At 42.8% G+C, this 24,083-nt stretch carries 17 protein-coding genes, 1 tRNA gene and 2 rRNA genes; 12 read left to right on the top strand and 8 right to left on the bottom strand.

Annotated features, from left to right (window positions below; all coding sequences use genetic code 11):
- Positions 1–83 precede the first annotated feature (83 nt).
- From NSE_RS03320 to NSE_RS03310, 3 genes are all read left to right on the top strand, one after another.
- A complete protein-coding gene (locus NSE_RS03320; RefSeq protein WP_011452194.1) occupies positions 84–1,001 on the top strand; it encodes a ribose-phosphate diphosphokinase in 918 nt (305 codons plus the stop codon).
- Entirely contained in the window at positions 973–2,931 is a 1,959-nt protein-coding gene (locus NSE_RS03315; RefSeq protein ID WP_011452193.1) for a biotin carboxylase N-terminal domain-containing protein, read from the top strand. The genes NSE_RS03320 and NSE_RS03315 overlap by 29 nt, the downstream gene beginning before the upstream one ends.
- A 104-nt stretch (positions 2,932–3,035) precedes the next feature.
- Positions 3,036–4,343, top strand: coding sequence for an AmpG family muropeptide MFS transporter (locus tag NSE_RS03310; protein WP_227028943.1), 1,308 nt, complete (start codon positions 3,036–3,038; stop codon positions 4,341–4,343).
- A 559-nt stretch (positions 4,344–4,902) separates the two neighbouring features.
- On the opposite strand, the gene NSE_RS03300 is transcribed toward NSE_RS03310, so the two are convergent.
- Positions 4,903–7,743, bottom strand: a complete 2,841-nt coding sequence (locus NSE_RS03300; protein WP_011452190.1) for an AIR synthase-related protein — start codon at positions 7,741–7,743, stop codon at positions 4,903–4,905.
- Positions 7,744–7,989: 246 nt separating this feature from the next.
- On the opposite strand from NSE_RS03300, the gene smpB reads away from it, so the two are divergent.
- Entirely contained in the window at positions 7,990–8,433 is a 444-nt protein-coding gene (gene smpB / locus NSE_RS03295; protein ID WP_011452189.1) for an SsrA-binding protein SmpB, read from the top strand.
- Positions 8,434–8,879: 446 nt separating this feature from the next.
- A tRNA-Arg gene (locus NSE_RS03290) sits at positions 8,880–8,955 on the top strand.
- Between the two features lie 96 nt (positions 8,956–9,051).
- Here the strand turns inward: NSE_RS03290 and pstB are convergent.
- The 3 genes from pstB to NSE_RS03275 all read right to left on the bottom strand — a co-directional run bounded on the left by pstB (position 9,052) and on the right by NSE_RS03275 (position 11,218).
- Positions 9,052–9,819, bottom strand: coding sequence for a phosphate ABC transporter ATP-binding protein PstB (gene pstB / locus NSE_RS03285; RefSeq protein WP_011452187.1), 768 nt, complete (start codon positions 9,817–9,819; stop codon positions 9,052–9,054).
- Positions 9,820–9,920: 101 nt separating this feature from the next.
- The gene (locus NSE_RS03280; RefSeq protein ID WP_011452186.1) at positions 9,921–10,379 is read right to left on the bottom strand and encodes a flavin reductase family protein; all 459 of its coding nucleotides are present in this window, start codon (positions 10,377–10,379) and stop codon (positions 9,921–9,923) included.
- Entirely contained in the window at positions 10,376–11,218 is an 843-nt protein-coding gene (locus NSE_RS03275) for a 4-hydroxybenzoate octaprenyltransferase (protein WP_011452185.1), read from the bottom strand. Before NSE_RS03275 ends, NSE_RS03280 begins: the two co-directional genes overlap by 4 nt.
- 363 nt (positions 11,219–11,581) lie before the next feature.
- Here NSE_RS03275 and NSE_RS03265 point away from each other — a divergent pair.
- The 5 genes from NSE_RS03265 to ispG all read left to right on the top strand — a co-directional run bounded on the left by NSE_RS03265 (position 11,582) and on the right by ispG (position 17,641).
- A 23S ribosomal RNA gene (locus NSE_RS03265) occupies positions 11,582–14,359 on the top strand.
- Positions 14,360–14,412: 53 nt separating this feature from the next.
- Positions 14,413–14,521 (top strand): 5S ribosomal RNA (rrf, locus tag NSE_RS03260).
- Between the two features lie 55 nt (positions 14,522–14,576).
- On the top strand, positions 14,577–15,545 hold the full coding sequence (gene pdhA / locus NSE_RS03255; protein WP_041917525.1) for a pyruvate dehydrogenase (acetyl-transferring) E1 component subunit alpha: 969 nt from the start codon (positions 14,577–14,579) through the stop codon (positions 15,543–15,545).
- 101 nt (positions 15,546–15,646) lie between these two features.
- Complete coding sequence (locus tag NSE_RS03250) at positions 15,647–16,345, top strand: inositol monophosphatase family protein (protein WP_227028942.1); 699 nt, start codon at positions 15,647–15,649, stop codon at positions 16,343–16,345.
- A 51-nt stretch (positions 16,346–16,396) separates the two neighbouring features.
- Positions 16,397–17,641, top strand: a complete 1,245-nt coding sequence (gene ispG / locus NSE_RS03245) for a flavodoxin-dependent (E)-4-hydroxy-3-methylbut-2-enyl-diphosphate synthase (RefSeq protein ID WP_011452180.1) — start codon at positions 16,397–16,399, stop codon at positions 17,639–17,641.
- 95 nt (positions 17,642–17,736) lie between these two features.
- Here the strand turns inward: ispG and NSE_RS03240 are convergent, their stop codons facing one another.
- The 3 genes from NSE_RS03240 to NSE_RS03230 all read right to left on the bottom strand — a co-directional run bounded on the left by NSE_RS03240 (position 17,737) and on the right by NSE_RS03230 (position 21,395).
- The gene (locus NSE_RS03240; RefSeq protein ID WP_011452179.1) at positions 17,737–19,047 is read right to left on the bottom strand and encodes a TolC family protein; all 1,311 of its coding nucleotides are present in this window, start codon (positions 19,045–19,047) and stop codon (positions 17,737–17,739) included.
- A gap of 177 nt (positions 19,048–19,224) precedes the next feature.
- Positions 19,225–19,773, bottom strand: coding sequence for a hypothetical protein (locus NSE_RS03235; RefSeq protein ID WP_081430829.1), 549 nt, complete (start codon positions 19,771–19,773; stop codon positions 19,225–19,227).
- Between the two features lie 122 nt (positions 19,774–19,895).
- Entirely contained in the window at positions 19,896–21,395 is a 1,500-nt protein-coding gene (locus NSE_RS03230; protein WP_049821611.1) for a carboxyl transferase domain-containing protein, read from the bottom strand.
- 486 nt (positions 21,396–21,881) lie between these two features.
- Here NSE_RS03230 and NSE_RS03220 point away from each other — a divergent pair, with 486 nt between their 5' ends.
- Positions 21,882–22,604, top strand: a complete 723-nt coding sequence (locus NSE_RS03220) for a TerC family protein (protein ID WP_227028941.1) — start codon at positions 21,882–21,884, stop codon at positions 22,602–22,604.
- A gap of 44 nt (positions 22,605–22,648) precedes the next feature.
- Here NSE_RS03220 and pyrF read toward each other — a convergent pair whose 3' ends face one another.
- On the bottom strand, positions 22,649–23,335 hold the full coding sequence (pyrF, locus tag NSE_RS03215; protein ID WP_011452174.1) for an orotidine-5'-phosphate decarboxylase: 687 nt from the start codon (positions 23,333–23,335) through the stop codon (positions 22,649–22,651).
- A 454-nt stretch (positions 23,336–23,789) separates the two neighbouring features.
- On the opposite strand from pyrF, the gene rpsT reads away from it, so the two are divergent.
- Positions 23,790–24,053 (top strand): 30S ribosomal protein S20, encoded by a 264-nt coding sequence (gene rpsT / locus NSE_RS03210; RefSeq protein WP_011452173.1) that lies wholly within the window; start codon positions 23,790–23,792, stop codon positions 24,051–24,053.
- Positions 24,054–24,083 lie beyond the last annotated feature (30 nt).

The following is a 24,083-nucleotide window of genomic DNA, read 5'->3' as shown; positions in this document are numbered from 1 at the left end:
AACGTGACCCCTTGTGGTGGATTTGTTTTACCGTATTCGATATCCTTTTCTAATAAATTCAACGTGGCTGTTGTGCTAATAACATGAAAGTCCTCATGGGTAGCAAAGCTGGGAAACTTGGCCAGGAAATAGCGTCGCTCCTTAACCTGGCTGTGGTTCGTGCACAGGCAAATAGATTTCCTGATGGCGAAAGTGATGTTCTTGTGCACCATGAAGATGTTATTCCTGGAACTAAGGTGCTCGTCATCCAGAGTCTTTGTAGTGATGCTGACATAATGGAATTTTTATTCATCGTGGATGCTTTGAACAGACTAGGGGTACGTGATATTGCTTTAGTCTCCCCATATTTTGGTTATGCTCGTGCCGATAGGATTGTCGCGCCTGGCTCTGCCATTTCAGCAAAAGTAGTTGCACGCCTTATTGGAGAGAGGATTTCATTGCTTTTTGTCTTAGATGTACACTTTCCTCAATTTGAGGGTTTCTTCGAGATCCCAGTGTACAACATTCTTCCGTGGACGCTGCTTAAGGAAAGTGTGCATGTGGGTCACAATATGGCCCTTGTTGCTCCCGATGTGGGTGCTGTAAAAAAGTTAAAGCCTCTCTCCGAAGAGCTGGGCACAAATCTTGTTATCATGAATAAACGCAGGCCCAGAGCATGTCTATCCGAGGTTACTGAGGTGGTTGGGGAAATTCATGGTAGAGACTGCATAATAGTTGATGATATCGTCTGTGGTGGGGGGACCCTCTGCAATTCGGCTGCTAAACTTAAGGAGCTTGGTGCAAAATCTGTTGCTGCGTTTGTTACCCACGGCGTATTTTCTGGTAGCGCAAGACAGAAAATTATGGACTCACAGATAGATAGGATTGTTGTCACTAACAGCATACCTGGACCTGGGTGTGAGGCTAAAGGGAAAATAGAGATCATTAGTGCTGCAGACTTGCTTGCAAGAAAAATTCATTCAGTTTACCTAGATGTCAATACAAAAAGTCCTAATTGCTAATCGCGGGGAGATAGTATCAAGGATAGCACGTACCTTAAAAAAATTGGGTAAGAAGAGTGTTGCTATTTATTCCGATCTCGATGTTAATGCGGAGTATATTCGGCATACAGATGAAGCAATCTACATAGGGGGTGTTACCGTTAGTGAGAGCTATAACAATATGGAATCCATACTCACAGCGGTCAAAAAAAGTGGGGCAGATGCTGTACATCCTGGGTATGGGTTTTTGTCTGAAAATCCTAGTTTTGCCCGATCTGTTGAGCAAGCTGGGTTTACCTTTATTGGTCCTAGCTCAGAGTGCATCTCCATGATGAGTGATAAGGTGATGGCAAAAAAGATTGCTCAGGAGGCCTCAATCAATCTTGTACCCGGGTATTTAGGGGAAATCTCTGATTATGAACAAGCTGTCTCTATTGCGAAAGAAATAGGTTTCCCAGTTCTGATAAAGGCTGCCGCCGGAGGGGGAGGTAAAGGAATGCGGTTGGTCAATAGAGAAGAGGAGTTACGCGAAGCTATGCAGCTTGCTTGTCATGAGGCTCTGAATTTCTTTGCTGATGAACGAATTTTCATTGAGAAATATATAACGAACCCCAGACATATAGAAATACAGCTGATTGCTGACAAAAATGGCCACGTTATTTGTTTGGGTGAGCGAGAATGTTCGGTACAGAGGCGGCATCAAAAGGTTGTTGAGGAGGCTCCCAGTCTTGCACTTGATCGGGGACTCAGAGAAAAGATGTATGAACAGTCTATTAGATTAGCCCGTGCAGCTGGTTACACTTCTGTTGGGACGGTGGAATATATACTAGACCAGGAGCGAAATTTCTACTTTATGGAAATGAATGCTCGCATCCAAGTTGAACACCCGGTAACCGAAATGATTACTGATATTGATATAGTCGAAGAGATGATCCGCATCGCTGAGGGCGATGATCTATCAAAAAAGAAAAGTGTTACGAAGTTTAACGGTTGGTCATTTGAAGCACGCATATATGCAGAGGATCCCATGAACAACTTTATGCCAACGAGTGGTTTCGTATGTTGTGCTGATTTTCCTACTGATGTCAGGGTTGAAAGTAGTGTAGGTACGGGCTCCAAGGTTGGTATGTTTTATGATCCAATGATGGCAAAGATTATCGTGAAGGGTAGAACGCGTTCTGATGCGTTAGAAAGAATGTGTGAGGCGCTTCAGATGACGTGCATAGTGGGTGTAAAGAATAATTTAGTTTTTTTAGAATCCCTGTTTCGTAATGCTGATTTTATTAATGGAAATATAAGCACCCATTTTATAGAAAAGCAGTACCAAGGGGTAAGTTGGTATGAGTCTCTCGATAAATGTGCGGCCCTGCGCTTTATTGCAGTGACTTTATATGCCATGTTAGACATATGGAGTGGTTCGTTTGAAGAAAGTCGTCCCTTTATTGTAAGACTTGGGAGTCAGGAATATGAAGTTGATGTCTCTATTGCTATGGGTACATTTAGCTTCACTCTTGCTAAGGAGCGATATATTGTTGAGTCTCTGAGAGCAACAAAAGAAGGCCTGTTTCTTGCAAAGATCAATGATGAAGCGTTTGCCGCGAGGTTCTTCAACACTGATCAATTATACAAACGAGTTGAGTACGATGGTTTTTCATTGCTATGTATTGCTCTTCCTAAGGAAGTGTATACGAAGTGGGTATCCGTACAAAAGAATGCTTCAGGTATACAACAATCAGATAAAATTATGTCTGCAATGACAGGGGTCGTAGTAAGCATTTACGTTAGTGTTGGTGACATGATCAGACCAGGTGATCCGTTGTTTTTAGTCGAAGCAATGAAAATGCAGAACACCATCACTGCCGAACGAGCTGGTACTGTGAAGGAAGTCTGCGTGATGCACGGTCAAAATGTAAGCGAGGGTGATTTATTATTGAAGTTTTTAAAAGTATAAGTAAAGATCTGGATTTTATTTAGCTCCAAAAGCGGTTAATCTAATGATAAACGATTATGGGGTTCTTCTACGATTTGTCCCTGCGTGTGTAATTCCTGTACAGAGTGAGAAGAGGGAAGTTGTTACTAAATTTCTACATGAAGGTCGTTGCTGCCTTTTTTCTTGGGTTTTCCTGTGGTATCCCAACTGTCCTCGTCGCGCCCACTCTAAGTGTGTGGCTAGCAAAGGCTGGTGTAAACTGTTCGAGTATTGGGTTGTTTGCCCTCGTGGGTATACCATACATAGTAAAGTTCCTATTTGCACCATTTTTTGACCTCTATACTGTCCCAATACTTGGTCGATGCTTCGGGCAAAAAAGAGGGTGGATACTGCTATTACAGCAGTGTGTTTTTTTCTCAATTGTCGGACTGAGCTTCACGAATCCCTTAAGAAATATATATCTTATGGGCTTTTTTGCTTTGGTCGTCGCATTTTTTTCTTCCCTTCAGGAAGTTGTGATTGATAACTATCGAATTTCTATTTTGAGAACAAAGGAGCAATTAATAGGTTCTTCTAACGTTTTACTTGGATGGAGGGTCGCACATTTGATCAGTGGCGCTCTAACCCTTTTTCTAGTTGATTATCTTTGTAACTCATATGGATTGTGTGAGGATTTTATTAATTGGAGGATACTCTATATCTTCTCAGCCTTTTTAAGCTTGAGTGCTAGTATAACGGTTTTGTGCATGGGTGAACCAAAACTGAAAGCTTCACAAAAGGAAATGAGTACCAATTCACGATCTTTCCTTCCTGAAACAATCATCCAACCACTTAGAGAGATTCTACAAATAAAGAAGAGTGTTTATATCATCATTTTGGTTGTTATATATCGTTCTTGTGATTCACTCATAGCGACGATGATTTCTCCATTTCTTTTAGACATCGGCTTTTCACTGACTGAAATTGCAGTTGTTGCAAAAACATTTGGTTTGCTTTTTCTTATTGTTGGGGGTGTTATTGGTTCAAAAATTGTCTATAGGTATGGGATTATCAAGGGGCTTGTTTTTGGAGCCGTAGTGCAGATGCTTTCAAATGTGATGTTTGTTGTGCAGTCAAAGGTAGGATACAATCTTCCGTTGCTGTACATGACCATAGCAACGGAAAATATTTGTGGGAGTATTGCTACCACGGCCATTATTGGGTATATCTCGGGACTGGCAAGTAAGGCTCGCTTTTCCGGGAGCGTATATGCAATTTTCAGTTCTCTATTTATAGTAGATCGTGCGGTTTTACCCGTGATTGCAGGGCTAATTGCTGACTACTTTGGTTGGACGGCACTGTTTGTTACAAGCATTGTCTTAGGTCTTCCAGCATTGTTTTTGGTCTTATTTCTAGAGAAATGGGCTAGAAGCGAAAGGTCTCCAGGGTGGTGAGTATATCTTATTTGTTTTTACTCTGTGAGGTTGATGCGACGGATTTATGTGTCACTAACTTGCTTTTAAACCTTCGGTTAGACCCTTATGGTTGATAAACGGTCTTTTGTCTTCTAGCAGAGTGCTTTCGTCTGAAGACTTGTCTACGACGCGTGAGGCAAGTGTGCATAGAACTGGTAGCAGAATTTTGAGTGTAAAGAAAGCTTCCTATGACTTACACTTTTGTGAAAAATTGTTTTGTAAAAGAGTGTTTTGGTTTACCTTCTATGGAGTCTTTGTGACACCTAGAAAAATAGATCTTCTATACAAAGATGCGGCAGATTAAATTTCTGGCTTTGGCATTCTTTCAAGTACAATTGAAAATTTTCCGCGAACTTGCAACGGGCAGGCACTTTTTCTATGAAAGTGTGGGATCTACAAGAACTTGTTACACCGGTGCTGCATACATAACACCTATCAAGGGTTAACAGCCGTTCAAAAGAACTAACGAAGTTTGCACGCACTCACAGTGCTCAAATTGATACTTCTTTCTCTCTGTACCATGCCTCTGTAAGTCAAACTAGAGTAGGATGCGCTTGTATAATGACAATAGTGCATCAACCTCTATCTTGGTGGATTTTCCTATTTCCACTGCCGCTTCACGTGTAACCGTACCAATTTTTGTAATCTCTGTATCCAAAAATGTCTCCCTGAAAGCTAATTCGTTTTTTGGTGCAACAGTGACAACAATTTCATGTGATTTTTCAAGATTGTCCTTGTTGTTTTCAAGGAAGATTGTTCCCCCATGGCCGTTGGCTATAAGCATTTTTGCGATTGATACAAGCCTTCCACCCAGCCCCACTGGAATAGCGGAAGCGACTAGTTGATTTTTTAGTGCCGAGTAGTAGCGTCCGAAAATTTCCAAGGCCCTTTTTACTTCCACTTTCATGTCGATTAGGTATATTAAATCCTCCGGGTATTTTGCATCCAGTGAGACTATATCTTCATAATCATCTATTATTCCGACTGCGGTTATTAACAATGATGGAATGTTGGAAACTTTGACTTTCGCACCTGAGGTAGTATATCCACTAAAATCATTAAACATGCTGTCCTTTCCGGAAATGAAAGGCGTGCCTAAAGCTATAGATGTATCGTGACAAGCTCTTCCAGCTTCTTTTAGTAACCATAGTTTTTCTGGGTCATTCGAGTCGGACCAACAAAAATTATCTAGAAGAGCAATCTTTTGAGGGTTTACTCCAATTGTCACCAGGTTTCTTACTGCCTTTTCAATCGAAGAACACGTATCCAAGTATGGATCGCGTGTTATAATTGCTAGGTCTTGTGATTGCCCTATGCACTTCCTAGAGTTGTACAGCGGTTTTATTGCTGTTACGTCTGAAAAAATTTCATTTTTTCCTTGTAGTGGTTTTAGTATAGATGTCCCCTGAACTTCATGATCGTATTGCTCTGCTATGAACTTTCTACTACAAACGTTTTTATCTCTAATTGCTTCCTCAAGGGATGAGAAACTCACATGAGGCTGTCCTCGCATTTCTCTTGGTTTTTTAGTTTGTAAATGGATTGTAGGGTTTCCATCATGCAGAAAGCATAATGACAAATCAAAGACAGTCTTGCCTTCAAAAGTGATAAGTCCCCGGCCGGACCTGTTAAATTCGCCTATGACGGCAAACTCAACGCCATGTTTGGTCATAATGCGCCCAAAAGCCTCTAACTTTTCACGTGGAATCGCAAATGTCATTCTTTCTTGAGACTCAGAGATCCATATCTCCCACGGTGCGAGTCCTATTGTCTTCAAAAGCACTTTTTCTAGATGCACCACAAAGCCATTTTTTCCCATTTCTCCAACAGATGAAGATAAACCACCGGCTCCATTATCGGTGATGGCGTTACAGAGATCTGCGTCTCTTACTTCACGTATTATTGCATCGGAAAGTTTTTTCTGCGTAAAAGGATCGCCTAATTGAACCTCAGTACCTTTGACATTTGAGTCTGTTATCCCAGTCGAGGAAAAAGTTGCGCCATGTATGCCGTCTCTTCCAGTTCTTCCACCTGCTATGACAATCAGGTCCCCGTCTCTTGGTGCTTTTACCCAGGATTCTTTTTCTGCAATTTTTGCTGGAATAATGCCTGCACATCCAACAAACACAAGTGGTTTTGCTCTGAATGCACTACTGAAATAAAGTGCGCCTTGTGGGGTTGGAATGCCAGAACAATTACCTCCAGCGTTGACACCACGAATTATTCCTTTGAGGATGGTTCGCGAATCCAGTTTGGGCTTTGTCTTGTGTGAATCATGGTACAAGTCTTGGTTTTCGGTGTCTGGATCTTCAACGCAGAAGGCATAATAATTTGCTATAGGTTTTGCTGCAAGGCCAAAACCCAAGATATCTCTGTTAACTCCGAGAATCCCTGTCATTGCGCCTCCAAATGGTTCTAATGCAGAAGGGCTATTATGTGTTTCAACTTTCACGCAGATGAGATAATCCTTGTCGAACCAAATTGCACCTGCATTATCAGTGAATACGGAAGCACAGATATGATTTGGGTTATTTCTGATGATTGTTTCAGTTGATTTCTTTATGTATCCCCGGAATATTCCTTCTTGTAGGTCATCTATAGGATAAGACATGATATTGTGCTTGCAGTGCTCAGACCAAGTCTGTGCGATAGTCTCGAGCTCTATATCCCGCACGTAGCTCCTACCTTCCTGCAGCCTAAAGTACTCAACTATTTTGGACAGCTGAATGTCGCTGAGGTTTAGTGCGTTCTGACAGTTGAAAGAAGCTAATTCCTCTAAAGTCAGATCTTTTGTATCGCCAGAAAAAGTGACGCTGTCCATTTCATGGGAATAACAAAAGGCAACTTTTTTGCTATGGACCTTTTCCAGTGAGAGCTCTTCAATCATAGGGTTGTACAGTAGGTTAAGGTCAGGCAACCTACCTGTTCCTATCATTAGTAGGCTCGTCTCTACTTGTATGCATTGTTCTATTGCGTTGATACCCTTTTGTTGCAGTAACGTGCTCACAATGCCTAGGATCACTTCCGCTAAAGAGTTTTTTACTCCTTGGAGAGGCTGTTTTTCTATTATCCAGAAGTTGCTTGTATAGCATCTTCTGAAATCCCATAGAATACTATTGCCTTCGTGGTAACTTGTTTTGTTGGTCTCAAGAATTTCTATTTTGTTTTTATCCGGCTCGTAAATGAAGCATCTGAACTGTTCTGAGACATGATTAGTTAATGCGTGCGCGATCTCTAAGAGATTGTCTTTCAAAGAACAATCTGTAGAATAGAATCGGTACGCATCGACGACTTCTCGAATATTGATAACACCATTACTTTCAAGTGTTGTGATTCTCGGGTCTGAGTATGGTTTGCGAACTTCGATGATTGCCTGCATTTCGTGAGAACTTCTACTACTTTATTATCACCGTACTTGGGATCAGTCATGATTAAATCGCTTTATTATGACCAGGTCAATGTGATAACAGTCCTAGTGTATAGGGTTACTCGATCCCGATGGTAAAGATGATAATTGTAGGATGCAGCTTTGTAGGGATCTTGTCTTGCTGATAACGTAAAAATGTTCTCACTTTCTCACCAAGTAATAGAGTGTTAGGATCTACGTGCAGGTAGCGTCCACAGAATGAAAGTCATTGCAATCAATAAAAAGGCCCGATTTGATTACTCACTAATTGATGAATTTGAAGCCGGGATTGTCTTACTTGGAACGGAAGTTAAGGCTTTAAAGTATCATTCAGCTTCATTAAACGAGGCCTTTGTTGCCTTTAGGCGTTTTGAACTGTGGCTTAATAATATGCATGTTCCACCCTATAAGCCTGCAAGTAGGTTCAATCACGTTCCCACTAGATCTCGGAAATTACTTGTTCACAAAAGACAGCTAAATAAAATATCTGGCGCAGTAAGAACCAAAGGACTAACTCTAGTTCCATTATCTATATACGTAAACGAAAATGGGCTTATAAAAGTGAAGTTTGCCTTAGCAAAAGGTAAGAAAAAACATGATAAACGTCAGGACATCAAGGATCGTGATTGGGCAAGAAAGCAAGCCCGGCAAGATTTCAGCTAGGTGTGCATGCATCTATCTGTTTGTGAAGCAATTAGTTTGCTTTGTATTGCTACAACTCTATGCGCAGGTGAATCAGTTTCTCCTGGGTATCCGAGGCTTCATGATTTTTGTATTTAGCCATTCCAGGTTTTTAGGTGGAGCAGTCAGAATGCGTACAAGACCTTAATGGTTGACACATGTTTTGGTCTGCTTGGGTTGATCCTCCTTACAGTGATGTAGAATCATTGATGTGGCTCCACAATTTCTTGTTGTTCACGTCTGTATGTTGTTGTGTTAACTAAAAAGATGGTAATTTTTTCTTGGTAATGGGCGTGCTTAGACCAAACTTTTTATTTTCGCAAGAATTTGATTCTTTATGACAGCAGTTCAGGATATATGGTTCTACCATCAGTGTGGGTGGATCAAGTTGTTCTAAGTAGTCAACTGATGTGCTAGGATCGCTGTACGCACTTGTAGCTCAGTGGATAGAGCGTTGCTCTCCGGAAGCAAAGGCCGTAGGTTCGATTCCTATCAAGTGCACCACTGACCATTTAAAGTAGAAAACGAGACAGTAAGTTTTTGCTGGGTGAAGTGAGCTTTTTGCTAGAGGTTTGCTTTCAAGCTTATCACCGTTTCCCATCAATCGTTTGTGCTAAAGTAGTTTCTCATAGAATCTTCTTTCAATTTTTTGAATACTTCCTCTGTCTGTCCATATTCCACAATTTTTCCTTTTTCTAGGTACACGATTACGTCTGAGATATTCCTGGCTTGCTTCATGGAATGTGTCACAATTATGATGGTGAATTTCTTTTTTAGTTCTATTACAAGGTCCTCTATGAGTTTTGTTGCTTTTGGATCAAGAGCAGAACAGGGCTCGTCCATTAGGAGTATAGTTGGTTTAACTGCTACAGCTCTAGCTATGCAGAGTCTTTGTTGTTGTCCTCCTGAAAGTTCCATTGCATTTTGATGCAGATTCTCGTGTACCTCTTCCCAAAGTCCGCTCCGTAGAAGACTCTTACAGACAATTTCGTCTAATTGACCACGTTTATTTGTTATTCCTTGGAGCCGCGGACCGTAAGCGACATTATCATATATGGATTTTGGAAAAGGGTTTGGTTTTTGGAACACCATTCCAACTCTAGCACGTAGCATTACCACATCTACCGTTGGAGCATAGATATTATAATTGTCTATCAGCAGCTCACCCGTGATCCTGCAATCATCAAAGAAGTCATTCATTCTGTTGAAGCATCTTAGAAGGGTTGTTTTTCCACATCCGGACGAGCCTATAAGCGAAGTTACGGATTTTGAATAGATGTTGAAGTTTATATCTTTAAGAACATGTTTTGCTTTATAGAAAACGTTCAGATTTCTTACGGATGCTTTGATTTTTTTATCTAAGGACATGAGAGCCAGATCTATTAACCACTATGAGAGACACCACTTACACCTCACCGCTGTTTTGCTGGAAACTTGATGCTTTTTGGGCTTTTAGCTGTTGCGTCTATCTACCTGATTGAGCAGTAACCCTTCCTATAGTAGACCAAAGGAAGGGGTTTTGAAACATTAAGCTTTTTTTTCTCTACCGCGGCGACGATGATTTTATGATCGCCGGCATCGTACCGATATCTGGTGCGACAATACACCCAACACAATGCTTTTTTTAATTCCAAGCCCGTTGAAAATTCTTCTTTCCATGCTTGGGTATTATTCTGCGAGAATGAAATTGAGGTTTGCTTAGCTGTTTCGTCTAATACGCTCACCACAAACTCTGCCGCGGAGAAGAAGACGTCAAACCTACTTGAATTTCTATCGAGGCAGTACGAGATTAGTTGTGGTTTCAGCGATACTGAGCAGAGTGAGCTAACTGTTATTCCATACTTTTCTCCCATGAAACTGGTTGCTACAACTGATATTCCTGTAGCAAATCGACTCATACACTCTTTAAATAAGGCTTCGTCGCTCATAGTCTACCTAGTAGAATAATAAGGAAAATGAGCACGCCAACAAAATTCATTCGCTTGAACGCCATTCCGCAGTTTTTTGGATCATCTAAGTTTATAGATTCCGTAAATTTTTCCTCCACAAGGAATAGAGCTGCTAAGCCAATGTAATACAGAAGGTTAAGTCCAGGTAGCACAGCAGAGAAAGCAAGAAAGGAGAGTGCCAGCCTTGCGTATTTCTTCAACCATTCCCTCGAACCAAACTTTCCCAGTGATAAGGAATGTACACCGAGTGCCACATCGTAGCATTTGTCTTGGTGTCCGTATATTGTGTCATAGTAAAGCGTCCAGAAAAAACAAGCCAAATAAACAAAAAGCGCTGAGGCATGGATAGAATTAACAACTACAATCGATGCGAAAAGAGCTCCGACATTGAAGATAACTGCGAGGAGCAATTGAGGATAAGCAAAATATCTTTTGGAAAATGGATAAACCACCACTCCTACAATCGTGAATGCTCCAAGGGCGGTTGCTTCGAGAGGAAGGAAAGCCAATAACACCGTTGCTAGTACGAGTAGAATTAAAAACAGCAATACCGCTTCGGTAACTCTTACCTCTCCAGATGCTATAGGTCGTGAAGCCGTTCTTTTAACTTTTCCATCGATATTTCGGTCGGCAATATCATTTGCGATACAGCCCGCTGATCTTACAAGGAAAGCACCTAAAAGAAAGAAGGGAATCCACAAGAATGAGTAGAAACTATTTCCAAGGAGCGCAACCACGAATAGAGCGGGAAAAAAACACAACCACATCCCACCAAGACTCTGGAACCGAATCAGGGAAGCATACTTTTTAATTTTCATTTTTCAAGGTAGTTCTGTCGAGAAGTTGTAGATTTGAATCCGTTCTTGTAATACCACGCAAAGGAGTGAAATTCGAGTATGCAAATTTGGAAGATAAGATATTCATTTGTGAAAACTTGGGGTTCAGAGCAAGTTGATTGTTGCATAGCTTTGGTGAAGTCGGTAAAAATTGAACCGTTGACATTGTTTTTCTTTCCATGTAACCTGGGAGCACGTGCTTTCAAAAGTGCCGGTTTCGGTGGACTGCACGGCCGTCGCTGTTTACGCAGCGTGTTGTTTGAAAAGTTCGAAAGATTAATAGGTCTCAAATAAAACAGAAGTATGATAAGTAGGTTTTGTTCTGTACATAACCTAAGATGTATACTGTAAAAAACTAAGAGTGTCTGATGGATGCCTTGGTGCCAAGAGGCGAAGAAGGACGTGTTAGGCTGCGATAAGCCGCGGGTAGTTGCCAAAAAACGTTTATCCGTGGATTTCCGAATGGGGGAACCCGGCTAGCTTGCTAGTCATTGCGCATTGAATTCATAGGTGTGCAAAGCGAACCCAGCGAACTGAAATATCTAAGTAGCTGGAGGAAAAGAAATCAACCGAGATTCCGCTAGTAGTGACGAGCGAACGCGGACCAGGCCAGTGGCCTGGACAAGAAAACTAGAATGCTCTGGAAAGGGCAGCAAGATAGGGTGATAGCCCCGTATAGGTAATGCTTGTTCAGGTCCTTGAGTAAGGCGGGACACGTGAAATCCTGTCTGAACGTGGGGGGACCACCCTCCAAGCCTAAATACTACTTGGCGACCGATAGTGAACTAGTACCGTGAGGGAAAGGTGAAAAGAACCCCTGTTAGGGGAGTGAAATAGATCCTGAAATCGGACACTTACAAACAGTCGGAGCCTGAGCATCGTCCTTCGGGGTGGTGTCTGCGGGTGACGGCGTACCTTTTGTATAATGGGTCAGCGACTTAATTTATTGAGCAAGCTTAAGCCGTATCAGGTGTAGGCGTAGCGAAAGCGAGTCTTAACAGGGCGATTAGTTCAATGGATTAGACCCGAAACCAGGTGATCTAGCTATGGCCAGACTGAAGGTGCGGTAAGACGTACTGGAGGGTCGAACCCACTGGTGTTGCAATACCAGGGGATGAGCTGTGGCTAGGGGTGAAAGGCCAATCAAACCTGGAAATAGCTGGTTCTCCGCGAAATCTATTTAGGTAGAGCGTCGCATAAATATATTGCTGGGGGTAGAGCACCTGATGGGTTAGGGGGAGTAAAATCTTACTGAGCTCAGCTGAACTCCGAATACCAGTAATAGTTCTGCGGCAGACACACTACGGGTGCTAAGATCCGTGGTGAAGAGGAAAACAGTCCAGACCGCCATTTAAGGTCCCCAAATTGCAACTAAGTGTGGAAGGATGTTGGAAGGCCAAGACAGCTAGGAGGTGGGCTTAGAAGCAGCCATCCTTTAAAGAAAGCGTAACAGCTCACTAGTCTAAACAAGCTTTCCTGCGCCGAAGATGTACCGGGGCTAAAGTTGCATACCGAAAATGCGGATTGTTGCGGGTATTCCCGTGACAATGGTAGCGGAGCGTTCCATAAGCCGTCGAAGGTCGACCGTGAGGTCGGGTGGAGGTATTGGAAGTGCAAATGCTGACATGAGTAGCGTAAGGAGTGTGAAAAACACTCCCACCGAAAACTTGAGGTTTCCTGTTTAAAGTTAATCTGAGCAGGGTTAGTCGGTCCCTAAGACGAGTCCGAAAGGGGTAGTCGATGGAAACAAGGTTAATATTCCTTGACCTGTAGGTAGTGACGGGTTGCTGTGGTGGTATTCTCTTATTGGATTGAGGATGCTGCTTATGTGGCTCCAAGAAATAGCTCTTACATATAGGCCGTACCGCAAACCGACACAGGTAAGTGGGTAGAGTATACTTAGGTGATTGAGATAATGATGTTGAAGGAACTCGGCAAATTGCATCCGTAACTTCGGGAGAAGGATGGCCTTGCTGTGGGTAACCACGGTAAGGCGGCACAAGCCAGGGGGTAGCGACTGTTTACTAAAAACACAGGGCTCTGCGAACACGTAAGTGGAAGTATAGGGTCTGACGCCTGCCCGGTGCCGGAAGGTTAATAGGAGAGGTGAATAGCTTTGAATTGAAGCCCCGGTGAACGGCGGCCGTAACACTGACGGTCCTAAGGTAGCGAAATTCCTTGTCGGGTAAGTTCCGACCTGCACGAATGGCGTAACGACTTCCCCGCTGTCTCCAACATCAACTCAGCGAAATTGAACTCCCCGTGAAGATGCGGGGTACCTGCGGTCAGACGAAGAGACCCCGTGCACCTTTACTGTAGCTTTACATTGGTATCAATGACGGGATGTGCAGGATAGTTGGGAGACAGTGAGACTCAGACGCTAGTCTGAGTGGAGTCGTTGTTGAGATACCAACCTTCCTGTTATTGGTATCTAACTCCGCTTTCTTATCGAGAGCGAGGACAGTGTATGGTGGGCAGTTTGACTGGGGCGGTCGCCTCCTAAAGAGTAACGGAGGCGTGCAATGGTAGGCTCAGGCTGGTTGGAAATCAGTCGTCGAGTATAATAGCATAAGCCTGCCTGACTGCGAGGCTGACAAGCCGAGCAGAGACGAAAGTCGGTTATAGTGATCCGGTGATTCCGCGTGGAAGGGTCATCGCTCAACGGATAAAAGGTACGCCGGGGATAACAGGGTAATAGCGTCCAAGAGTTCATATCGACGACGCTGTTTGCCACCTCGATGTCGACTCATCACATCCTGGGGCTGCAGAAGGTCCCAAGGGTTCGGCTGTTCGCCGATTAAAGTGGTACGTGAGTTGGGTTTAGAACGTCGTGAGACAGTTCGGTTTCTATCTGCCGTGGGTGTTGGAAATTTGAGAGGAGCTAACTCTAGTACGAGAGGACCGAGTTGGACATACCAATTGTGTACCAGTTGTCCCGCCAGGGGCACCGCTGGGTAGCTACGTATGGGAGGAATAACTGCTGAAAGCATCTAAGCGGGAAGTCCACCTCAAAACTAAATTTCCCTATAGGGCCGTGGGAGACTACCACGTTGATAGGCTGGGTGTGTAAGCGCGGTAACGTGTTGAGCTTACCAGTACTAATAGCCCGATTGATTTACAGTTTAGTCTTAGATTCTATGTACAGGACTGAGCCTACTTGTCTGTGATTTCATGGGTCTAGTGATAATAGCGAAAGTGAAACACTCGACTCCATTCCGAACTCGAAAGTGAAACCTTTTTGCGCCGATGGTACTGCTTGTGTGGGAGAGTAGGTGGTTGCTAGGTCCTTGAAATTACAGACGTTTTGCCTGGTTGCGTATTTGATTGGTACCTCAGATGTATGTTGCTTGAACCTTTAGATTCGTCGGTTCTTTTGCCTCTTTATGAGAAAATGCTGTTGATCCGGCGCTTCGAAGAGAGGGCGGGGCAGCTCTACAGCATGGGCGAGATATGCGGTTTTTGTCATCTTTACATAGGACAGGAAGCGGTTGCTGTTGGTCTGGACTACTGTTTGAAGAGGGAGGATTCTGTCATTACTAGCTACAGGGATCATGGTATGATGCTTGTCCGAGGTTCTTCTCCCGACGTGATGATGGCTGAACTTTTAGGGAAATCCTCCGGTTGTTCTAATGGTAAGGGTGGGTCTATGCATATGTTTGATCCTGAGAGGAATTTCTTCGGGGGTCATGGTATTGTTGGTTCGCAAGTCTCCTTAGGGACAGGTATAGCTTTTGCTGAGAAATACAGAGACTCTAACGCTGTTGTTGCGAGTTGTTTTGGGGATGGCGCGATTAACCAGGGGCAGGTCTATGAATCTTTTAATATGGCTGCCCTGTGGAAACTTCCTATACTTTATGTTGTGGAAAATAACATGTACGCTATGGGTAGCTCCGTTGAGAGCGTGTGCGCGAATTCTTCGCTTTCCAATAGGGGTGAATCGTTTGGAATACCTGGCTACTCTGCTAATGGTATGGATCTGATGGATGTGATTCGTGTCACGATGAATGCAGTTGAGGGTGTGCGGGGCGGAAGCGGTCCGGTTCTTGTAGAGTATAAAACTTATCGATTCAAGGGGCACTCCATGTCTGATCCAGCTTCTTATAGGTCTAAGGAGGAGGTTTCTTCCTTCAAGGAGCGGGATCCTCTGAAAAGTGTGGAAACCTTGCTTCTGCAGGCAGGCGTGTTGCACAGCGAGCTAGAACGTGTGCAAAAGGCAGTTAAAGATCAGGTATCGAGTAGTGTGGCTTATGCACGCGCCTCTACTTTTCCTGATAAGGCAAGTCTCATGACGGATGTTTATTCAGAGTGAAAGTAACTTTCTCATGGAAAGTTGTGGGTTTTCGTGTGGCTTGCAATTTTTCTTCGTGGTGTTAGCATTTCGGTGTTTCCGTGTGGAAACTGAGGATGGTGATGCGCTCGAGCATTGTGAGAAAAGTAAGCGAAGCAATTCGCAAGGTGTGTAATCCGCTTGTCAGAGATTTCCATGAGATACAGCGTTTACAAGGCTATCAAAATTTATCATCGTTTGTTCATGTAACGCATGAACGTGTACGATCAAAGTTGTTGTTCGAGCTTGATAGTTATAACGCTGCTGGATCCAGGTACGAGCTTGTTGTTTTTCCAATAGATGGAAAGGAAAATTTTTTTCGTGGTATATCGGACTTTGCGGTTTCTGTACTGATAAAAAAAGATGGCAAGGCCTTTGCTTGTGTTGTTGAGCTTCCTATGACTCATACTACGTTTTTCGCGGAGTTGTCTTCAGGGGCTTATCTTGAAGATCTTGGAGGAACGATGCGTCTGAAAATAAAAAACTGTGTAGCTTTTGACCTCACTAAAGCAGTAGTCTTTCTTGATTACATGGAGAACCGATTAAATCTTATTGGACGCAGAATGTTAGGTTGCGATAGCCTGGCTGCCTGTTACGTTGCTTCCAGTAGGGGAGATGCACTACTCCTAAAAGTAGGAGATGTTAATCCGGAGTTGTTGTTGCTGATAAGATTGCTGATAGCAGAAAGTGGTGGAAAAGAGTTGTGGTTTGAGGATGTGGTATTATTTGCTCACCTGGATCTATGTGAAAAATTCAGGCAATTATTAGGTGCGACTCAGTAAGGGCCGACCTGATTTTCAGGTGAAGCTATAATCAGTAAGTTTGAGATTGTGATGTCTGAGCTCGATAGGAAGTCGCTTGTTGTTGATGTAGCGGGCGTTAGGATAGGGGGGGGAAACCCGATAGTTGTGCAGTCCATGACCTCTGGCAGCAGAACAAATCCAAATGATGTATCAGCAATAGCTGTAGATGAATCCCGCGAGGCTATAGCTTTGGCTAAGGCCGGCTCTGAGCTAATAAGGATTGCCATAAATAGTGAGAAGGCTGCAGCGGCGATTCCTTATATAAGGGAAAATCTAGATAAATCCGGCTTTGAAAAAGTTCCGCTTGTTGGATGTGGTCAGTATGAGATTAAGCGCGTACTTGAAACACAGACAGAAGCTATCAGATCCTTGGGTAAGATAAGAATTAATCCAGGTAATATAGGATTTGGTTCAAAAAGAGATACAAATTTTGACAAAGTAATTGAGTTGATTTGCAAACATGATCTCCCCATTAGAATTGGCGTTAACTGGGGAAGTCTAGATCAATCGGTGCTGCGTCAAATAATGGATGATAATGCAAAAAATGAGAAACCCAGCTCCTATAATGGAGTACTGAGATGTGCATTGATTCAGTCTGCTTTGGCTAGTGCGAAGCGTGCTGAGGAAGTTGGACTATCACCAGATAAAATTATACTTTCGTGTAAGGTAAGCAGTTTTCAGGATTTAGTAGCGGTTTACTCCTCCTTGGCCGAACAATGTCGTTATCCACTGCACTTGGGTTTGACAGAAGCAGGTATGGGTACTTCAGGAATAATAAAAACTACTGCAGCACTCTCAGTACTCCTTAGTAGGGGTATTGGTGATACAATACGTGCTTCTTTAACACAGAAACCTGGTGAATCAAGGGTAATAGAAGTAGAAACCTGTCAGTTGATATTGCAGTCAATGGGTTTAAGAGTCTTTGTTCCTCAGGTCACTTCATGTCCTGGTTGTGGAAGGACGAATGGAAATTATTTCCAGCAGATTAGCAGTGACCTGAATGACTTCATAAAGGATAATCTAGTCGATTGGAAGAGGCTTTATCTAGGTGTTGAGAATTTCAAACTTGCTGTAATGGGTTGTATTGTTAATGGTCCGGGTGAGAGTAAACATGCAGACGTGGGTATTAGCTTGCCTGGTTATAATGAAAATATGGTAGCGGCGGTTTTTATTGACGGAAAACCTTCAGCAAAACTTATTGGCGAAAACATTCTCGAGGAATCAAAGCGGATCATTTTAGAGTACATCAAGAACAAATATGCTCCACGAAGTTAAGTGAAGGACCTCGTTGGGCATCAAAGCGGACTATCTTAGAATACATTAAGACTAGTGCGTTTGATAAAGTGAGACCGGATCTACTTTTACGGAAGTCATGATTTTTGTTGTGTGGATGCGTTGAAATCTTCCCTAAGCAACATGTCTAGTGTCTCGTTTCCGTATATCATAAAAAGAAGTTTGTAAAATGCACCTACCTTTGCGGCTTCTGCCTGCCTGAGTTGCGTCTTGAACTTTAGTAACTCCAACTCAGCATCTATCACGTTTAGATTGCTTTTAAGATTAAGATGTGCTTCTTGTCTGATACTATCAACGGCAATATTGCTTGCTTTGACAAGTTCTTTTAATGCAGAGGCGAAAAGTAAGGCATTGTGGTAATCATTCCATGTATTTCGTACTTCTTCCTCTAGAAGTTTACTTTTTGCGTGATATTCGTGTTCCTTAAGAGACTTGTCTTCATACGCCATTGCTACGGCTAGAGTGTCTCTGCCTCCTGTGAAGAGCGGTAGACTGATACTCATTGTTGTTTGTGTACTAATATTACGAAACCCACCAGATATGCTTTTTTTAGCGGGCACATAATGTAATTTTGCCTCGAGGCTCATTGCAGGAAGCCACCTTCCCACACTTTCTACTATTTTCAATTTTGCCGATTCTATGGCGTTCCTTGCCGCTTTTATAGGAGCGTTATTTGCAAATGCAAGAATAACACACTCCTGTAGAGTCTGTGGCAGATATTCCACCTTCAAGATAGGGTCTTCGAGCTTTGTTTGTATGCTTTTTCTTCCAACTAGGTGGCAGAGAGAAGCTCTACTACTTTCGGCTTTACTTTTACTTTCCAGAAACTGAGATCGTGCCGATAAGAGTTTGGCTTTTGCATATGCTAGCTCTCCCTTTGTACTTTCGCCCAATTTCAACGACTTTTGCACTGCATCTAGATTTATCTCCAGTGCGCGCACGGTTTCTTTGTGCAGTGCAAGAACCTCTTCAGTTTTGATTGCTTCCAGGTAGGCATGCATGACATGCAACATAACATTGTGGATAGCATCGGCGTATAGGAAGGTCGCATTGAGATACTCATGTTTTGCTAGGAATAACTTAGACAGTGGTGCAAAGGGATTACTAATACTCTGTGTCACAGTCAGCCAGATTACAGGATTTGTTTTAGCGCTTCCTACGGGTGCCCAAAACTCTCTGTCAAAATCATGTAGTAATCCAAGTGAGGCTGTTGGAAGGAGTTCTGAAACAGCCATTCTTCTTCCCAGAAATGCTAGCTCGTGCTGTTGGGATAACGATTTTACTGTATCATTATTGAGCAGGGTGTCGTGAAATGCATCTTCCAGGCTGTAAGAGTATGCAAAATCCACAGATGTAAACCACAACAGCAAGAGAATCAAAAAGCGCATTTTCGCATGCAAGGGACAAAGTGCAATGGTAGCACCTATAAACCTACATTTCAAAATATCATCACGAGAATCTGTGATGCTTTCAGAATTTGAATACTACGAGAAGCCCTTTTAGCTTACTTCCAAGGCAACAAACATGGATATCCATATTCATGCTTCCGAAGTGAGACTAGCGTGTTATTCAATGATTTTCACATCATCGTTTCTGTCTGAGCCATTTTTAGAACGATTAGAGCGTCTGTTGTTCGGATTATTGCCGTTATTATCGTAGCGCTGTCTTTGGGTATCACTTCTCTTGCTAATTCTATTTGAGAGTGAGGTTGTGCTAGTACTAGGGCTATTCGCGCTTCGATGGAGTCTATTTTCAGCTTGACCCTTGCACCATCTTGTTGAATCAGTATTTCTCGCAGCATTAATCAGAGCCACGCCAAAGGTTGCAGAGGGACAAGCGTTGCAATAGAGAACAGCCCTTTCAAGTATCCTAGTCACCTGTTCAGTGTCTATAGAATTTTTTCCCACTGATTGTATGGCTGCAAGGGTAGGTGCAAGCACACGTAAAAACTGTGTCCTTCTATTGGAGTCACCAAGTCGTTCAACAACGGACGCGCAAGGCTCCATACCACCCTCCACATAACTCATTGTTAAAAAGTATTCCATGATAGGATTTGCAGTAGTAAATTCCGCACTTAGAACTAGAATGGCAAGTAATAAGAAAGGCAGACGCATAGGCAGCACAGACGATTCTACGCAATGCTATCACATAAAAACTAACTAGAGTATAATTCGGGTTTCATACAGACGTTACGGTCTGTCATAACTTCATCGGTTCGTTTGACCTATGGTGCTGGCTAGAGTGGAAGGTTGTCGTGTTTTTTCCATGGTTTTTCCATCGTCTTGCTAGCCAGCATTCTGAAGGCTTCTACTATTTTTTTTCTGCTATCCGAAGGTTTGATTATATCGTCCAAATATCCACGTGCAGCGGGTACTCTTGGATTTGCAATCTGTGTTCTGTAATCTGCTGCTAATTCCGCGATTTTGTTTGGTGTATCGATTTCTCGCCTAAATACGATTTCTACAGCTGCTTCCGGCCCCATCACAGCAACTTCTGCATTCGGCCATGAAAAGTTCACGTCTCCACCAAGATGTTTCGATCCCATCACTATGTAGGCACCACCATAAGCTTTTTTTATGATGAGTGTCACTTTTGGGACCGTTGCTTCGGCATATGCATAAAGCAATTTTGCTCCGTGTTTTATAATGGCATTTTGCTCCTGAGAAGATCCAGGCAAGAAACCTGGTACATCGACGAGCGTAAGGATCGGGATGTTAAAGGCATCACAGAAACGAACAAAGCGCGCTGCTTTCCTGGAAGAATTGATATCAAGGCAACCTGCTAGAACAGATGGTTGGTTTGCAACGATACCTATACGAATCCCGCCAATATGAGCAAAACCAGTCAATACGTTTTTTGCAAAATCAGGCGAAAGTTCAAAGAACTCCCCATCATCGACTATTGCCCTTATGATATTGCTCATATCATACGGTAAGTTTGATACTACCGGAGTAGCACGATCTAGCCATTCGATCTGCCTGCAGACGGGGTCGGTGCACTCTCTCTGACGTGGGGTTTCGGTGTTGTTTTGCGGTAGAAAATCAAGAAAATTTCTCACCGCAATAAGCAGCTCAACAGAATTTTCAAATGCTCTGTCGCATACGCCTGATTTTTTCGTGTGTATCTCGGAACCACCAAGCTCATTTTGTGTAAGATCTTCCTTGAGAACAGTCTTTACGACTTTTGGTCCGGTAACGAACATATAGCTCGTCTCTTTAACCATGAAAATAAAGTCGGTCAATGCGGGTGAGTACACAGCACCACCAGCACATGGCCCCATAATCAGTGAAATTTGTGGCACAACACCGGAGAGTCGGACATTGCGCAAGAATATCTCTCCGTATCCACCTAAGGAGTCAACACCTTCTTGTATCCTTGCACCGCCAGAGTCATTTATCCCGATGATAGGGGCACGAGTCTTGGCTGCAAGGTCCATGATTTTGCAGATCTTCGCAGCATTCCTTTCACTGAGTGACCCGCCAAACACTGAAAAATCCTGTGAATACGCAAAGACACTTCTCCCATTGATTTGACCATGTGCTGCAATTACACCATCTCCATCCACAGATTTTTTTTCGAGTCCGAAATTGGTACACCTGTGGCGAACTAGGCTATCAATCTCCACAAATTTCCCATCATCGAACAGGATTTCCAATCTTTCACGGGCAGTAAGTTTGGAAGTTGTAGCTTGTGCTTTTGTTGACTCATCTAGGGAAAGCTGAAGAGACTTTTGCATGCTAAAGGTGCCTGACAGACAGGTTGTATTATACCTAATTGATCTATTTACGGTCAATAAGGCAGTTTAAAAGGTGTAATAATAAATTATCAAAATAAATATAATAATATCAACCTTATCTGTGCTTTGCGTTTTCCTAACCTACAAGTAGCGTGTGGGGTTTTGCAATGTGTGATACCTACATTATGTTTCGTATTCTTTTCTTTGAGGTAGACGCAAATTATGCTTTGTCCGTGTCTGGTACCGTCGGTGTTTTATCAATCCTGCTCTCTCTAGATACAGGTATGGTATTATGTAATAAGAATATAGTGCTGCGTAATAATTTTTTCAGATTTATCTGACAAAAAAAGCAAATCTGTGGAAAAATCAGTATGAAATTAGGTGCTTTTGAATTTAGGTATTATATCAGCCTTGGTATCTTGATAGCGCTTTGTACCATCTGCTAGAGTATAGTGGTCTGATTTGTTGCTTAAGTAGTTTTAGCCTTTGGCGTGTGGGCGGCGGATTTTCGTGATTTTTGGTTTGATTGTCAAGGTGTTTTCTGAGCTGGGCGTCTTAGTAGTCCTTTTATTTCTTGAGATAGTGCTTGGCGTAGATAACATCGTGTTCATCGCAATTATCACAGGTAAAATGCGTAATGGGTGCATTATAAGGTATATTGGGCTCGGACTTGCCCTTTTACTACGTCTGGTTATGCTCCTCTGCGTCTCGTTTGTTCTAGCGCTTAAAGAGCCGGTGTGCTACTCACTTTCATTGCAGGATATAATTTTTCTCGCTGGTGGGGCGTTTCTCCTGTTTAAAGGTATAAGAGAACTTGTGCAATGTGTTAGTCTGGAAGATATTCACTACGAAGCAAAAAATGGTTTTCTTGCTGTGTGTTACGTTGCATTTATAGATCTCGTTTTTTCAGTAGATTCTATTCTTACAGCAGTTGCGATTACCAAGAATACTTTTCTTATAGGGTTGGCTTTCACTTTAACGATCATTTTTATGATTGTCATGGCAGGCTCTGTATCTAAATGGATAGAACGCTTTCCAGAATTAAAAACACTTGCGCTTGTATTCGTTGTATCTATAGGTGCTCTTTTGTTCTTGGAAGGGTTGCATATCGAGTTCGAGAAGTCCTACTTATACTTCGCATTTGCTTTCTCACTGATTGTGCAACTGTGCAATGTTGCGCAAAAACATAGGAGCACTGACGAGAAATAGTTTCGGTGCTTCTGACCGGTGCACATTGAATATATTGTGGCAGCCTATTCCCTTGTGAGTGAAGAAATTATTTCCTTGGTTGCTTTTACCGGATCTGATGCACGTGTTATAGCCCTCCCAATGACTACATAATCGGAAACGCTGTTTTTTAGTGCTGAAATTTGAGAGACCCTTTTTTGATCATCAGAGTATTTACTTGCAATTCCTGGCGTGACGATTATGAATTCCTCTCCACAAGCATCTCGCACCGTGGGAGCTTCTTGGTTTGAGCATACGACACCGTCTAGACAGCATTTTTTTGCAAATACAGACAGTTTTTTTACGTATTCTAGCAGGGGAATCTCAATACCGTTATTTTCCAGATCCTTTTGTACGAGGCTTGTCAGAACAGAGACCCCAATTAAGAGTATCTTAGTACCTTGAAGTGCTTCCTTAGCAGCTGCAAGCATTTCCATACCACCAGTGATATGGACGGTAAGGAACTCAACACGTTCAATCTGTTTGATAACGCTGATAGTCCTAGCAACTGTATTGGGAATATCGTGCAATTTGAGGTCCAGAAAAATTGGCAGCCCAAGAGCAGCAACTTTCTCAATACCTGCAATACCGCATGAAGAAAAGAACTCTAACCCAAGTTTTATGACATGCACGTATTCCAATATGCTGCTCACTAGTGAGTATGAATATCCAAAATCAGGATTATCCACTGCACAGATGATTTTTGGTTTCACTCTTTATAGCTTTCTGCATCCATTTTGGTACATGTAACACAGTATTCGATTTTCTACACGATCCATAGTCGAGTATTTGTACATGCGAGTTTACACATTTGTAGTCATACGGTGGAGCGTTAGCAATTTTGCTAGTCAATGTTTGTATTAGGGCCTTTTTGGGAAGTCGCTCAACTGATTTGTCCATCAGTGAAAAGAGCTTTTTGCGTTTCTGACCAATTTTTTACGTAGAAAAAATTGCTGTTGAGTACAAATGAAGCCGGTTATAACATCAATTGCTGATGCTAGGAAGCGCTTATCAAAGGTAAAGGTTATATGACTGCTGACTGTTGTATCAGAAACAAGATTATTGAAATACCGTTATAGGTGTTGTACCATGGCAGCTGCAGGCTTGCGGTTGATATCAATCAGTTGTCTTGTCGGCATTAGAGTACAAAATAAATGATGTAGAGGAATGGCAAACACTGCTAGCGCGAAAAAGATGGTTCGCAAGATCAAGCGAAGGACTTTGGTCAACAAGATGCGTATGAGCCGTATAAGGACTTTTGTGAGGAAGGTAAGAAAGGCGATCGCTGTTGGTCCTAAATCGGCTGCTGCTGAGGCGTTGCGGGTTGCCCAGCCGGAGATTCACAGGGGTGTTACGAAGGGTGTTCTACATAAGAACAGGGCCGCCCGGATTGTTAGTAGACTTTCTGGCCATATAAAGAAAATGGCTTAACCTTGGGTCGTTGTGTGATGTGCTAGCTGT

Origin of the sequence: Neorickettsia sennetsu str. Miyayama (assembly GCF_000013165.1) — a bacterium.
Lineage (GTDB): Bacteria > Pseudomonadota > Alphaproteobacteria > Rickettsiales > Anaplasmataceae > Neorickettsia > Neorickettsia sennetsu.
The sequence above is the reverse complement of the archived record's forward strand: the minus strand, read 5'-3'. Positions and strand labels throughout refer to the sequence as shown.